The sequence below is a fragment of the Gemmatimonadaceae bacterium genome (genome assembly GCA_037721215.1).
GTDB lineage: Bacteria > Gemmatimonadota > Gemmatimonadetes > Gemmatimonadales > Gemmatimonadaceae > UBA4720.
Window position 1 is genome coordinate 22,148 of record JBBJNV010000011.1, and the last position, 14,610, is coordinate 36,757.

A 14,610-nucleotide genomic window follows, 5' to 3' on the forward strand; every position below is an offset into this window, starting at 1 on the left:
TTACCCGTGGCCGCTCTACGCTCGGCTCAGCTGATCGGTCTGCCTCAAAATCGTGCGTACCAGTCGGATCATCGAAACCACGAAGATTAGAGGGAGAATGATCTGATAGATCTGCAGAGCGATGTCGGATACCCAGATCTTCGGTTCCATGTAAGCCCAGGGCTTGAAGACCGCGACCATTAGCGGCAGAGCGACAAGGCCAAGCTTGGAGAAAAAATGCGCGCAAAGAGCGACGTAAGTCCCGGAGATCGCGCTGAGGATAAGTACACCCGCGACGCCAAACTCCCAATAGAAATGCCCACCTGTCGGGAAGTCGACCATGGAGTCGGAATCGTGTCCGTTGATCTCCCTGTAGATCAGGTAACTGCCCTGCGAGTAGATATCATAGCCGTCAAGAGTGCTCGGATGAGGCTTCTCCGGATTGAGCGACCGAGGGAGGAATCCCAAGAGCGAATTTGCGATCGGATTGAACCCCGCTGGATTGCCGCGATCATACATCCGTATGAAAGCGGTGCCATGCCGGGTTGCTGCACCGAACCGCCATTCGACCTCCTCCATACTGGAACGCGCGCCCTTCTTTTCAGAGGCAATACCGGTTGTAACGGCCACGCCTCCCTCTTCATCGACTACAAACGCGCCGGTGATCAGCCCGCCAAACGTGAAATAGACCGCAGTCAGGAGAACGAGCGCGCCAGCGAAAACGAACTTCGCCGTTCTCTGGCGCAGGACAAACCAGGACAGAAAGATGCTGAACATCGCGAAGGATACAACGGCTGCACGCGTGGCAAGCGACAATAGCCCGAAAATCGAGGAGATGACGCCCAGGAGGAACAAGGCTTTTCCGTAATACCTAAGACCCAGGATCATGAGAAACGGCCCGGCTGCCAGGCCCGCATAGACGAATAACCCGCTGAAAATCGCGAAGAAGGGATTGAGCTCGCGCCCAGCCAAGGGAAGTATGATTGCCGCTAGAACACCCAATGTCAGCACCCAGAGCAGTATTCTCGATTCCGCAAGCCGAGCATAGAAAAAATCGCCCTCCGCTATTTTCCGGCTTCCTTTGCCGACGATCTTGAATACCGCGATCAGTGCAATCATCCAGGCTGCCCACGAGATGACCTCGATCAAATAGACAAGCGGGAGCTCCGTAATGGCGACTCGATCTTCGCGTTCGAAGCGGTAGTCGCTCGCGATCCTGAGAAGTGTCGGCAGAGCGTAGAACAATGCTACCTTGACGATGACGAAGAAGAAGATCAGGTTCACGATGATCGGCACGTCGAATCGACGTCTGGCGATCCGCCACCCCCCAAAGGTCAGGCCGAGCAGCGCGCCGCTAAGAAACAGCAGGCTCAGCGAGGAGAGGAGGTACTCGCTCATCGCGGTTGAGACACCGCCGGGACGCTCGTGACGTTGGCGACACTGTCGTGCCGCAGCCTCCGCGCGAGCCGGTGGCAGGGCCGTTCCACGGCGCGGAAGCACAGTTCCGCCATTAAGAGGACGAGCCCCAGCGAGCCCCACCGTACCACTGGTGCAGACGCCGCGCTCCACCACCAGATAAAGAGGACGAGGACCGGGGTATGAACCACGTACAGGCTGTAGCTCCGCTCGCCGATCCGCCCGCAGACTTCCAGGAGCCGGCGCCAACGCGAATCGGTTTCAAGGCGTGTTTCCTCGAGCACCAATAGCCCGAGGGTGATGGAGGCGCAGATTGCGAGGAGAAGCGTACCACCGAAATGAGCACCCCTTACCTCTATGAGGAGATTGTAGGCGAGATAGGCAGATGCACTGACAATGGCCGCCACTCTCCACCTGCCAGTTCTCCTGACCGGTGCTCGCATCTCGTAAATGGCGAACTCCACCGCTACGGCGCCAAGAACCCAATAGAGGAGGAATTCGAGAAACGTACCGTGCAAGAGCTCAGCCGATATGCCGTGAAATGCAAGGGATGCCCAAACTATATAGAGAAGTAGGGCAAGAGCGCTGACCACCGTTGCTCCGATTCGTCGAGCGAGAACGAGCAGACCGGGATACGCGCAGTAGAGAAGCATCTCCACGGCCACGGTCGACAATGGCCCGTTTCCGGCCCAGACGTCCTTGGGCCAACTAGAACCGGCGATTGCAGCAAGCTGGGCCAGCGCTCCTGTACCAGACCACGAAATCAGGAGACCGTCGCGTGTGATCGAAGGCTCTGCGACTATAAGCGCGGACATGAGTCCCAGCGCCAAGCCCACCACGTAGACAGGGTAGATTCTCACAAAACGCCTGAGCGCAAAATTGCTCCAGAATCCACTGCGCTCCGTCCGCTCCAGACCAGCCGCCACCGGGAGATGGATGCAGAACCCGCTCAGGACGATGAAAATGACCACGCCCGGGTGAATTCCAGCGCCTTTCCAGCCAAGTGACAGCACCCGCGCCAGGGCGCTGATTGCTGTACTCTGCGCGTCACGGCCGACCGCCTGACTCGTCCAGAGACTCCAGTGCAGGACCAGAACAGATGAGGCAGCGAGGCCGCGCACTACGTCCAGGGAGTATGCTCGCTGGCGTGTGAAAGGTGTCGTCAAAACAGACTGCTGTCTCCGTCGTAGAGCGACGTGTACCACGCCTCCTCGACTTGCAGCGCCGCCCGCAATTGGGGGGAATGCGCTATGTAGTGAACTGGAAAACTGGAGAACCGGCGCGTGAACGGGTTGTGCCGGCAGAGCTGCGTCCGAACAGTTGCGGGGAACCCCACCGCTTCCAAAACGTGACAATTGCCATTTCTCGCAACAGCAATTGCGGCTGAAAGAAGGCCTTCGACTACCACAGATTCGTCTCCGGCGACGAATAAATCGAGGATCTTCGCTCGAATCAAACCAATGCTCTTTACCTCCTCGCGGATCATGACGAGATAGCCCTCGAGCTGGCCTCCGCGGCGGCAGCGCAGGATTGTCAACGTCCCCGCCTCCGCATGGGGTCCGAAATGCCACCGCAGGTCAGCCGCCTCGCGAGAGGCATAGAGTCGACCCTCGCCGCCCTTGCGCTGCCACAACTCGTCAAAATCGTCGCCAACGTCCGCGAGCGCGATCATCTCGGGCTCAACCACTCCGATCCGGCGGCCTGCGCGGTGCCGCTTAAGGCCTATCACGGCAGCCATGGCTGGTGCTGCCAATATTGAGGCGGCTACTGCCAGTTTGCTGTGAGTCTGCTTGCGCCTGAGCGCGGCACGCAGAAATCCCGCAGCGTCGAGTACCCAGAAAAGGACCTCGGCATAGGTTGGCTGGGGCATGGGAACCCCACCGTAACGAGCGAAAATTCGCGCAGTCGGCTTTATGGCTGTTGTAACCAGAAGCATATCAGCCCGCGGTTGATCGAAATACCGCTGCGCTAACTCATCGGTGTGTGAGCGAAAGGGCTTCTCCACCGCCCAGGAGCTCGCGACCGCCGCGACGAGCGTTCGATCCTTCATGCGGTATCGCATGGGGATTGTACCGAAAAAACCGACCGGCGTATGTTCGGATTCCATCACCCATCCAATCGGCGAGCCCGGAGACCAAGCGGGGTTATTTATCCACAGTCGTTCCCAGATTCGGCGGGGGGCGTCAGGGTCGGAGGGAAACTCGAGCCCGAGCCTGCGAAGAAGCCGCGTGATCTCCACAGCATCCGCAAGCGCGGCTTCTCGGACAGTGACTGGACGCCCAGCGGCTTCTTCGGGGGCCGTTTGAACTTTCACTTGCCCTCGCTACCGGGAGAAAAAGTAACGGAGTTGAGCAGTTCCCCACTCGGCCAGCAGATGGTCCCGTTCGAGCAGGAAGGGCCGACTCATTCGATGGATACTGCCTCGTTGTGTGGTCAGAAAAGACCGGTACCCCACGCGCTCCGCAATTCCGGGCTCGCGGTCCGGCATGAAATCGAAACCAGGCCTGCCGCGTGGACAGGAAAAGTGATCGCACGGCTTCCTGACTTCGCGCTCGATGGTGGTCTTCGAGTCGCGCAGCTCCCGCTCGACCGCCCCCTCTGCCATCGCCGAGAGGATGACGTGGTTGACGGTGTGTGAGCCGATCGTCATGCCGGCAGCCGCCATCGCGCGGCATTCATTCCAGTTCAGGAAATCCGGCACACTGTCACCACCGTTACTGACTCGGCGAATCAAACCCGGATCATTGACCGGGCTGTCGATGAACCTGGTCGGCAGAAAGAAGGCTGCTGTAGCTCCCATGTTCGAGAGGGCCGGAACCGCGTTCGTCAGGCAATTTTTAAACCCGTCGTCGAAGGTAATGCAGAAGTATCTTCCATCTATTCGTTGCCCGGACTTAAGGCAAGCCACGGCATCGTCGAGTGAAATGAACTCGCCCCGATTGCGGAACCAGCGGAGCTGCGTCGCGAAACCGACCCGCTCATCGTCAAAAACATAGTGATAGTATGGGAATCGTATCCAGCTAGTGACCTGGGCACGCGGCACCAGAGAAAGCGCATTGATGACAGTGTCGCGGGCGAGGCGGCGGAGGCTGTCTCGCATGGTCGAGCCCTTCCGGAAGTGTTTCAGAGTGCGCACAGGAGCCCGTTCCGGTGTTGGGTCGGCGTCGTACATAAGTTTTGCGGGCTCGGTCCCCTTCGGAGCACACCGAGGAGGTTGGCGCGGAATCCGGCCAGCAATTCGGAGCGGTTAACCACCCGCTCGTACAACATGAAAGTGAGAAACAGCACGCGGGAGGAACGCCCGTACCACGGCTCCTTTTCCAACAGGCGAAGAGTGTCGACTTCAAGGCCTGCCGCGGCAACCGCCTGCAGGATTGCACCGCGGGAATTCATCCGGTAGTGGGTAGGGTAGGGGTCGTGGCTTCCGCGAGGAAGGTTGCGCAGCCGGTTCGCTATGAGCTCGTGAAACCAATGCGGAGTGAGCCGGGCCGCAAGTGCCACATAGTGGAACCGGTTCGGCGTGCGGAACACGTAGACACCGTGCGGCTTAAGTATCCGACGCACTTCGTTAAGGTGGCGGAGCGGATCCTTCATATGTTCGATGACATAGTCGGACACGCATGCGTCAAAAGCAGCGTCGGGGACGGGATACGTGTCGTTGCTCAAGACGAGCGCCGTATCGAGAGCATCATTGGTGAGCACCTCCCGATCGACGTCGACGCCCGTCACTCGTCCCAAGGTGCTCAAGAAGCGGGAAGTCGGGTTGGATGGGCCGCTTCCGATTTCCAGGATGGCGCTTCCGGCCGGGATCGAGGCGGTACACAGCCGGTGAAACTCGGTAATGCCGTCGAGCCAGCCAGGCTTGCTGGAGTAGAATCTCTCCAGATACACTTCCTGCCACGACTTCTCCTCCATTTCTACGAGGCGACTTCCGCACGAAGACCGAATCTCGACTTGCGAGTGCAGTGGGAACCGGTCGTCAGACCGGAGCGAGGGACGACTCCAGTCACGTCGAAGCTGCATCTTTGTAGCCCTGAGGGGATGAGTAACCGCACGCCCTGCGAACTGTCACCCAGGCATGTCGCCGAATAGCTGAGCAGACTCTTGCCCGCAGGCGCGATCACTACAGCCCGGCTGACCCTCCGGTAAGTGGCGTAGCGTCCGACGGCCAAGAAGGTCGGCAGGCAAGTGTGCATCAAAAGCCCTGGCGTTGAATTGGAGCAGCCCCAGATTTTGGTGGCTGCTCAATTATCATAGTTGCACCACGGGGAAGCAAGGATTCCTGTCACTGGCGCACCTGCGTACGCCGTGCGGACCTCCACCTGGCGCGAGTCGACCTGCCGCGAGTGTCATGTCAGCCGCCCCGACTCGACGGATGCGTTCTGGCGTTACGAAGACGCACTCGTGACCGCAAGATTGCGGACATACCACTCCATGGCCTCTTTCATCCCCTCACCGGCCCGGTGGGTCGGCTCATATCCCAGATCTGCCCTGGCCCGGTCGATACACGCCAGCGAATGGCGCACGTCCCCACCACGAAAATCACGATACTCAGGCTCGGCGATCCGCAGACCCGGTACTCGCAATTCGAGCTCAGTCCTGATCATGCGATAGAGCTCGTTCAGGGTCGTAGATTCACCAACTGCGACGTTATATACGCCGTTGACCGCTGCTCCATTCCTCACCGCGGCGAGGATGTTGGCCTGCACGGCGTTTGCGATGTAGCAGAAGTCACGGCTGGTGTCGCCATCCCCGTTGATATGGACCGGCTCCCCGTGGAGCATGGCTGACGTCCACTTGGGAATTACTGCGGCGTACGGTCCGTTCGGGTCCTGGTGAGGTCCAAAGATATTGAAGTATCGCAGTCCGACCGCTTCCACGCCGTATGTCTTCGCGAATACGGCGGCGTATAGCTCGTTCGCGTACTTCGTGACGGCGTACGGAGAGAGGGGCTTGCCGATCCTGCCCTCTGTCTTTGGCAGGTCGGGGTGATCACCATAGGTCGAGCTTGAAGAGGCGAACACGAAGCGCTTCACACCCGCGTCGCGGGACGCCACCAGCATGTTGAGAAACCCGTCAATGTTCGCCTGATTGGTACGGATGGGATCCTCGATAGAACGCGGGACCGAACCAAGAGCGGCCTGATGGAGAACGTAATCCGCTTCACGAACTGTTTCCCGGCAGACATCCAGATCTCGTATGTCGCCGCCCACGAAGCGAAAGTTCGCCCACTGCTGCGGTTGCACGGTGGCTTCGACCTGCTCCAGATTTTTTCTCTGTCCGGTCGCGAAGTTGTCGAGTCCGACAACCCGCTGATCCAGCCTCAGCAACTCCTCGAGCAGGCTGCAGCCAATGAAGCCCGCAACCCCGGTGACAAGCCACGTCCGCGGCTCCAAAGCAAGTTGCCTCCTCAAACTTTGATAGGACTGCATGCGCGAGCCTCGTCTGGAAGCTTTCGTGAAAACCTCGACCGACACGCCTGCTGCCAGTCACGCCGAACGCATACCGAGCAGGTCCGCAGGGTGGCTCGAAAATGACACTTGCGTTCCGCGTGGTAGCGGGGTAGCGGGGTAGCGGGGTGGCGGGGTGGCGGGGTGGCGGGGTGGCGGGGTGGCGGGGTGGCGGGGTGGAATATATAGTCAGGGGTACGCTGGACACCAACCTGCTCGCGACCGAGAACGTAGGAACGCCACAGATGCCTGCTCGCGAAAGCTGGTATTCCCACAGAAGCCCCATCGGGCGGCAAAGAACGAGGCATCCATGTGTGGCATCCTAGGCATCGCGTCGCAAACCCGCATTTCCAGCTCAACCTGGCTCGCTGCAGGTTGCGATGCTGTCTGCCGTCGCGGACCTGACGATTTCGGAGAATGGTGGTCAGAGGACCAGCGGGTCGGCCTTGGCCATCGACGGGTTGGCGATAATCGATCTCTCTCCGGGAGGACATCAGCCGATGGACGACGCAGGGGGCGATCTCCGCATCGTCTTCAATGGCGAGATCTATAATTTCGTCGAGCTCCGGGCCGAACTAAGATCGAAAGGCTACGCTTTTCGATCCGAGTCCGATACTGAAGTTATTCTGGCCTCATATCGCGAATGGGGCCACGATTGCCTGTCCAGGCTTAACGGGATGTTTGCCTTCGCTCTCTACGACGGCCGCCGCGCTCAGCTTTTCATGGCGCGCGATAGAGCGGGGGAAAAGCCGCTCTTCTACTCGCTGACTGATGGCGTTCTGCGATTTGCCTCCGAACTCAAGGCGCTGATGGCAGATCCTGCGTTTGTACGGCACATCGAGCCTGAGGCGCTTGATTGTTATCTGACCATGGGATTCGTTCCCGGCGACCTTTGCATACTGAAGGGCGTGAAGAAGCTTCCGCCCGCCCACGCGTTCGTGTTCAATATCAGGACCGGAGAGTCACAGGCATGGCGCACTGGAACGTTCCTCGGCTGAACGCATCGGGGGAGTCAGGCGAGGCTGACGAGGGCGCACTTCTCCATGAGCTGGAATCCTTGCTTGAGGACGCGGTGTCTCGCCAGTCGGTAGCCGATATCCCGGTTGGGGTCCTGCTCAGCGGTGGCGTGGACTCCAGTCTGGTGACCGCAATGGCGGTGCGGGCCATCCCCAAGGTGAAAACGTTCACAATACGTTTTCTGGGTCATGGCGCATACGACGAGACGGAACATGCGCGGCTGATCGCGCGGCACTTCGGCACGGAGCACTTGGAGTTGACGGCCGGAGATTCCACATTGGATCTCCTTTCGATTCTGGCACGGCAGTTCGATGAGCCCATTGTGGATTCATCGATGATTCCCACTTATCTGGTCAGTCGGCTTGTTCGCGAGCATTGCACAGTGGCGCTCGGCGGAGACGGTGGCGACGAGCTGTTTGGCGGATAGCCGCATTACAACCGTCTTCTCTGGATGCAGCAGAAGCTGGGTTGGATACCGGGATCCTTGCTGAGGCCGGTGAGCAGGACGGCCGAAACGTTGTTGCCGGTTGGGTACAGGGCACGTAACTGGTTGCAGGGATTGAGCGTCGATCTGCGGACAGGACTCCCGCTGATTGCCTCGTACTTCGACCCCGGCACGCGACGGCGTCTGATTAACGAAGGCGGAGACTGGAAAACCGTTGCCGAAGGCGTCTGGAAACGGCGGATTCCTGATTCGCGGGACCTGCTTCAAAGGGCAACCCGAATGGACTTCGAAAAACTTTCTGCCCAGCGATATCCTGGTGAAAGTAGATCGTGCAAGCATGCTCAACTCGCTCGAGGTACGGTCGCCTTTGTTGGACTATCGCCTGATCGAGTTTGCCTTTGGCAAAGTTCCATCGCGGCTCAAAACCACTGCCAACAGTCGTAAAGTCCTCTTGAAAACGCTCGCCACCCGGCTTTTGCCGCCGGAGTTCGACCGTCACCGAAAGCGTGGATTCGAGATTCCCCTTGCTTGGTGGCTTAGCTCGGGTGCCTGGCTCGCGTTCTTCAGGGAGGTTCTGCTGGGCTCCAGCCATAACCTGTTCAATCGTAAAGTGGCGAGCGAATTGCTTGAGGGTCAGGCAAGGGGTCGGATGAACGGCGAAAGACTTTTCGCGCTTGTAATGTTCGAATTGTGGAGTTGGGAATACCGCGTCACTGTGAGACTATCCGGTGCGGGCTCCACTTGGCGCGAGTTGACCGGGAGCAAGTGTTATAATTAGCCGCCCGGCTCGGCGCATCAGTTGTGGATGCCTCGCGCGAAATCATCTGATTATCCAAAATACGGGCTTCCGGTAGAATTTTGATCGCGGCTCTTTTTCGTGTCCAATGAGCGTAATTCTAGGGATTAACACGTTTCACGCCGGGTCTTCGGCGGCGGTTATCGTTGACGGCGAACCCGTCGTCGCACTTGCCGAAGAACGGCTGAACCGCGTCAAATATTTCGCAGGATTTCCGAAACTGGCTATTCGAAAGTGCCTGGAAGTTGCAAATCTGGATTTCTCGGATCTCGATGCGATCGCCGTGGGCGCTGACACCTCGGCAAATCGCCATCAAAAGGTCGGATTTGCTCTCCGAAACCCTTCAAAGCTTCTGAACTTCGCCAGGATGCGGATGAAGAAGAAGACATTTGACGATATGAAGTCGCTGGTCGCGAACGAATGCGAAGTAGATCCCGCAATGCTCAACTTTCGAACGTTCAACATCGAACACCATCTTGCTCATACTGCGAGTGCTTATTTTGCCTCCGAATGGGAAGACTCGGCCGCAATAACGATTGACGGTTCGGGCGATTTCGTCTCGTGCCTGCTCAGCCGCTGCACCGGCAGTGAGATCCGTCCCCTGAAGCAGGTTTTTGTCCCGCATTCCCTCGGCACGCTCTACACGGCTGTTTGCCAGTTTATCGGTTATCCGAAATACGGCGACGAAGGCAAGGTCATGGGCCTTGCACCGCTCGGCAGCGACGTTTACGAAACGTTCTTCGAGAAAATGCTCAACACAACCGCAGACGGTTTCGAACTGAATCCCGCGTATTTTCTGCCGTTCGGTTCAGATCAGGGCAGAGAGATCACGGAGTCCGGCGAGATGGTTGTCCACCGGCTTTACTCCGATCTGTTCATAAAGGAGTTTGGCGAACCGCGTGAGCCTTACACGGAGATCACTCAGCGTGATATGGACCTGGCATTCGGAATTCAGAGAATATTTGAGAAATACTATTCGTATATGCTCAATTCGCTGCACTCGATTGTTCCGACCGAACGTGTCTCAATGGCCGGCGGATGTGTCTTAAACAGCGTTGCGAACGGGAAAGCCCTTCTTGAGACCCCGTTTCGCGAAACCTGTATTCAGCCCGCAGCCGGTGACGACGGCCTTGCACTCGGTGCCGCACTCTATGTAAGCAACTGCGTTCTCAAAGAAAAGAAGCGTTGGGTGATGAGAAACGCGTATCTCGGTCCCGATTATTCCGATAGTTTTGTTAAATCGGAGCTGGACAGATATAAGATCGAATACCGCGAGCTTGACCGGGAGAACCTGCTCGACACTACCGCCGACGAGATAAAGCACGGGAATGTCGTCGGCTGGTTTCAGGGGCGCATGGAATGGGGCCCGAGAGCGTTGGGCAACCGTTCGATTCTCGCTCATCCCGGATATCCGAACATGAAGGACATCCTGAACGCCCGCATCAAGCACCGTGAATCGTTCAGGCCGTTCGCGCCCTCCGTGCTGGTCGAACGCCAGAGCGACCTGTTCGAACAGGACCATCCTTCGCCGTTTATGCTGCACGTCTACAAGATACGTCCCGAATGGCGTGAGCGACTTTCCGCCGTCAATCACGTCGATGACACCGGTCGGCTTCAGACCGTGGCACGCGAGGAAAACCCGCTTTATTACGATCTGATAAGGGCCTTCGATTCGAAAACGGGTATTCCTGTGATCCTGAATACGAGTTTTAACGAGAACGAGCCGATCGTGTGCGAGCCTTCGGAGGCGATCGAATGTTTTCTTCGCACAAAGATGGACACGCTCGTTATCGGTTCGTTTTTCTGTAAGAAGGTGTAAGTCCGCGTTTAGGGTTCACAGGCAAAAACTATCGATGAAATGGAAAGTCGAACAATTGCGACAGCTTCGCGGTTACGCTGTCGAATGCGCGGAGCCGGGCAATTTTCTCCTTTCGCGACGCAACTGCCTTTTCCACTCGACGACGCTTGAGCCGCCCTTCGAACTCGTCGCGGGCATCGACGCTCCCTTCTGGAAACGGCTAGCGTCGAATTCCCGCCTTGCCCAGCGTTTACTGCGGTTCATGGTGACGAATGTGATTCCTCTCGCAAATGGCGAGATCTTCGTTACGTTCGATAAATCGGTCGGTGTCGTCCGAAGCGGCAAATACTGTGAAGTCAAAGGTCTATTTCGCCCGTGCCGTGTCTTGCGGGGCGCCTGTGCAGTGGACAACGCCGGAAACGTCTTTTTCGGCGAGTATCTTGCCAACAACGAACGCGGTGGGATGCGTGTATACAAATATTCGCCCGGTTCAAGCAGGCTCGAAAGCATCTTCACATTCCCGTCGAATTCGATAAAGCACATTCACGGGATCTACTTCGACCGTTTTACCAACTCGCTGTTTTGCCTGACTGGGGACGACGACAAGGAATGCCGGATCACTCAGACCTTCGACGAGTTTCGCACACTGGAAACGGTCGGCGAAGGCGACGAAACCTGGCGTGCAGTCAGCCTTCTTTTTTCCGCGGAATCGCTGTTGTACGGAATGGACGCCGAATTTCGCGATAACCACATTTTACAGTTCGACCGCCAATCCAGGGAACAACGGAGCTTAGGGCAGGTGAGCGGCCCAGTCTATTTCTCGAAGCAATTCAGCGGCGAGATGTTCTTTACCACGACCGCCGAGAACGCACCCAGTCAAAAGGAGAATGTTGCAGCGATTTGGAACGTCGATGCCCAGGGAAAATGCGAGGAAATCGCTAAATTTCGCAAGGATCGGTGGCATCGGGCGTTGTTTATGTTCGGAACCATCCACTTTCCGTATACAAACACGGTAGAGGACGGGCTGTATTTCTATGTCGTGGGTGCAAAAGGGGACGGCCGGAGCTACAGAATCCGCCGAAGTGAAACGCAATCTTAGAGAATTTTACTGCCACTACCGCAGCGCTTCAGGCAGGGTGTACGGTTGGCCCTTGGGAGGAATACGTGGTGCCCGTTCAACAGCCAGAATACCTTCTCGATGTAACGCCGAATGCACGCTGAATTGCTCGAGATTCTCCGCTGCCCGGCCACTGGTGACCGGCTTGCTCTCGAACAACCGGAATATCTCGATCGGCAAATCCGTTCCGGTTGTCTGGTTTCGGAAAATGGGGGACATCGTTATCCGATCCGGGATTTCATACCTCGATTCGTCCCTAAGTCAAATTATGCCGATAACTTCGGCATGCAGTGGAATAAGTTTCGGCAAACCCAGCTCGACAGCTACACGGGCCATTCGATTTCCGCGAATCGTTTCTGGAAGGCGACCGCGTGGCGAACCGAGGATATTGCGGGACAATGGGTACTCGACGCCGGATGTGGTGCCGGACGCTTTGCGGAAGTGGCTTTGAAGGCAGGGGCAAAGGTTATCGCACTGGATTATTCAAGTGCTGTCGATGCCTGCTTCGCCAACCTGAAGCAGCATCCCAGTGTGCATGTGGTGCAAGGGGATATCTATGCTTTACCGTTCACCCGGGATTTCTTTCCGTTTGTGTACTCGCTGGGCGTTCTGCAACACACCCCGGACGTCGCCGCGGCGTTCGAGGCCTTGCCGCCAATGGTCGCCGCAAAGGGGGGCCAGCTGTGCGTCGATTTTTATGAGCGATCGTGGAAGACCTGGTTGTGGCCGAAATACTGGCTCCGTCCCCTGACCAAACGACTGTCGCAAAAATTCCTGTTCCAGCTATTGGAGCGGCTGGTTCCCCCATTGCTCTCCATCAGCATGACGCTGGGGCGAATTCCCTTCGTCGGGCCATCGATCAAGCATCTGGTGCCAGTGGCCAACTATCAGGGCGTTTATCCATTGTCCCAACAACAGCTGAGAGAATTCGCACTGCTCGACACCTTCGATATGTTCGCTCCCAAATACGATAGTCCCCAGACAGCGGCCACTGTCGAGAGACTTCTCCGGCAGTCTGGATTGCGGGAGACCGCAGTCCTGAAGGCCGGGCACCTCGTAGGGCGCGGCCGGAAAGTTTAATGCTCCTAGGCATCGATGCCTCCAACCTTCGGGCGGGCGGGAGTCTGACTCATCTAGTCGAACTTCTGCGGGCGGCGGTTCCTGCGGCCCACGGCTTTGAGAGGATCGTCGTGTGGGCGGGAGCCGCGACCCTCGAGGCGATAGAGGAGCGCCGGTGGCTGCGGAAGTCGCACGACCCTCTGCTGGACCGTGCGCTACCGTATCGCCTCTTTTGGCAGCGATTCAGGGTGCCCCGACTGGCGGCCCTGGCGGGGTGCGATGTGCTGTGGGTTCCTGGTGGGTCCACGGCCAGCAGCTTTCGGCCCATGGTCACCATGAGCAGAAACATGCTGCCGTTCGAGTGGCGCGAAATGCGACGCAACAGATTTGCATGGAGAACCTTAAAAAACCTGCTGCTGCATTTCGCTCAGCGAAGCTCCTTTCGCAGGGCAGAGGGCCTGATCTTCCTCTCGCGGTATGCCCGCGACGCCGTGATTGGCTTCGCGGGCGACAAAACGAAGGTGACCATCATCCCGCACGGGATCGAGAGTCGTTTTTCCTGCCGGCCGCGGGCACAACAGCCGATCGGGGAATACACCACCGACAAGCCGTTCAGGCTGCTCTACGTCTCCATAGTGGACGTCCACAAACACCAGTGGCACGTGGCGGACGCTGTCGCTCGCCTGCGCACATCCGGTCTCCCGGTTGCAGTCGACCTGGTCGGTCCGGCCCATGGGCCAGCTCTGGCGAAGTTGAATGCGACCCTGAGGCGGGTGGATCCGACTCGCCAGTTCGTTCGTTACGTCGGCGCGGTTCCACACCGGGAACTCCATCGATTTTACGCGGCGGCGGATCTGAACATCTTCGCGTCGAGCTGCGAGAACATGCCTAACATACTTCTCGAGGCCATGGCCGCCGGGTTGCCCATCGCATGCTCACGAAGGGGTCCGATGCCGGAGATTCTTGGCGAAGCCGGAATCTATTTCGATCCTGAGAGGCCGGACGAGATAGCCGATGCGATTCGAAGGTTGATCGAGTCTCCCGATCTCAGGAGAGAGAAGGCTGAGGCTGCATTCGAGCGGTCGGCGGATTTTTCATGGGCTCGATGCGCGCGAGAGACCCTGGCGTTTCTTGCTGAGGTTGTGGACGTGGACCATCTCCGGTCGAAACGCTGACAATATAAACAGCTTCGTCGCCTGAAACCCCGCTCAAAGGTTCCTTTCGAAATTGGGAGACGCACAGGGCTTGCAAAATGCCGGGCGCCTATGACATTGTCACGCGAACTGTTGTTTAAAAGTGGCTTCGGGACCAACCGCCCGAACAATATCTGATGTCGCAGATGACGCCTGCTGCACCGGAATCCTAAGAATTGGGGGTTGCGGGGTCGAGAAGTGACTCGTCATTCTCGGGTGGAATTGGAATTGCTTGTTTTTAGGATTTTTGGCTGTGGCTATTTGCGATAACGCCGACTAAAGGGACCGATGAACATTGAGCTGATGGCATATCGCGGACATCAGGGCGTCTCCGGCCTTG

At 57.8% G+C, this 14,610-nt stretch carries 14 protein-coding genes; 7 read left to right on the forward strand and 7 right to left on the reverse strand.

Features of this window, described 5'->3' with window-relative positions; translation table 11 throughout:
- Positions 1-15: 15 nt before the first annotated feature.
- The 6 genes from WKF55_07385 to WKF55_07410 form a co-directional block, all read right to left on the reverse strand.
- On the reverse strand, positions 16-1,377 hold the full coding sequence (locus WKF55_07385; protein ID MEJ7759402.1) for a hypothetical protein: 1,362 nt from the start codon (positions 1,375-1,377) through the stop codon (positions 16-18).
- Positions 1,374-2,561 carry an acyltransferase gene (locus tag WKF55_07390; protein MEJ7759403.1) on the reverse strand — a complete coding sequence of 396 codons (1,188 nt, stop codon included), beginning with the start codon at positions 2,559-2,561 and terminating at the stop codon, positions 1,374-1,376. Before WKF55_07390 ends, WKF55_07385 begins: the two co-directional genes overlap by 4 nt.
- Positions 2,558-3,709 (reverse strand): hypothetical protein, encoded by a 1,152-nt coding sequence (locus tag WKF55_07395; GenBank protein MEJ7759404.1) that lies wholly within the window; start codon positions 3,707-3,709, stop codon positions 2,558-2,560. The genes WKF55_07390 and WKF55_07395 overlap by 4 nt, the downstream gene beginning before the upstream one ends.
- Positions 3,710-3,718: 9 nt before the next feature.
- Positions 3,719-4,495, reverse strand: coding sequence for a polysaccharide deacetylase family protein (locus WKF55_07400; GenBank protein ID MEJ7759405.1), 777 nt, complete (start codon positions 4,493-4,495; stop codon positions 3,719-3,721).
- A 23-nt stretch (positions 4,496-4,518) separates the two neighbouring features.
- Complete coding sequence (locus tag WKF55_07405; GenBank protein MEJ7759406.1) at positions 4,519-5,418, reverse strand: methyltransferase domain-containing protein; 900 nt, start codon at positions 5,416-5,418, stop codon at positions 4,519-4,521.
- Between the two features lie 365 nt (positions 5,419-5,783).
- Entirely contained in the window at positions 5,784-6,827 is a 1,044-nt protein-coding gene (locus tag WKF55_07410; GenBank protein MEJ7759407.1) for an NAD-dependent epimerase/dehydratase family protein, read from the reverse strand.
- Positions 6,828-7,225: 398 nt separating this feature from the next.
- On the opposite strand from WKF55_07410, the gene WKF55_07415 reads away from it, so the two are divergent.
- The 5 genes from WKF55_07415 to WKF55_07435 all read left to right on the forward strand — a co-directional run bounded on the left by WKF55_07415 (position 7,226) and on the right by WKF55_07435 (position 12,000).
- A complete protein-coding gene (locus tag WKF55_07415; GenBank protein MEJ7759408.1) occupies positions 7,226-7,843 on the forward strand; it encodes a hypothetical protein in 618 nt (205 codons plus the stop codon).
- Positions 7,816-8,289, forward strand: coding sequence for an asparagine synthase C-terminal domain-containing protein (locus WKF55_07420; protein ID MEJ7759409.1), 474 nt, complete (start codon positions 7,816-7,818; stop codon positions 8,287-8,289). The genes WKF55_07415 and WKF55_07420 overlap by 28 nt, the downstream gene beginning before the upstream one ends.
- 232 nt (positions 8,290-8,521) lie before the next feature.
- Positions 8,522-9,085 (forward strand): asparagine synthase-related protein, encoded by a 564-nt coding sequence (locus WKF55_07425; GenBank protein MEJ7759410.1) that lies wholly within the window; start codon positions 8,522-8,524, stop codon positions 9,083-9,085.
- Positions 9,086-9,191: 106 nt separating this feature from the next.
- Positions 9,192-10,922 carry a carbamoyltransferase C-terminal domain-containing protein gene (locus WKF55_07430; GenBank protein ID MEJ7759411.1) on the forward strand — a complete coding sequence of 577 codons (1,731 nt, stop codon included), beginning with the start codon at positions 9,192-9,194 and terminating at the stop codon, positions 10,920-10,922.
- A gap of 253 nt (positions 10,923-11,175) precedes the next feature.
- Positions 11,176-12,000, forward strand: a complete 825-nt coding sequence (locus tag WKF55_07435) for a hypothetical protein (protein ID MEJ7759412.1) — start codon at positions 11,176-11,178, stop codon at positions 11,998-12,000.
- A gap of 15 nt (positions 12,001-12,015) precedes the next feature.
- Here the strand turns inward: WKF55_07435 and WKF55_07440 are convergent, their stop codons facing one another.
- Positions 12,016-12,237, reverse strand: coding sequence for a hypothetical protein (locus WKF55_07440; protein ID MEJ7759413.1), 222 nt, complete (start codon positions 12,235-12,237; stop codon positions 12,016-12,018).
- A 66-nt stretch (positions 12,238-12,303) separates the two neighbouring features.
- Here WKF55_07440 and WKF55_07445 point away from each other — a divergent pair, with 66 nt between their 5' ends.
- Positions 12,304-13,098: a methyltransferase domain-containing protein gene (locus WKF55_07445; protein ID MEJ7759414.1), complete on the forward strand. Its 795-nt coding sequence runs from the start codon at positions 12,304-12,306 to the stop codon at positions 13,096-13,098.
- Positions 13,098-14,252 (forward strand): glycosyltransferase family 1 protein, encoded by a 1,155-nt coding sequence (locus tag WKF55_07450; GenBank protein ID MEJ7759415.1) that lies wholly within the window; start codon positions 13,098-13,100, stop codon positions 14,250-14,252. The genes WKF55_07445 and WKF55_07450 overlap by 1 nt, the downstream gene beginning before the upstream one ends.
- Positions 14,253-14,610: the final 358 nt, after the last annotated feature.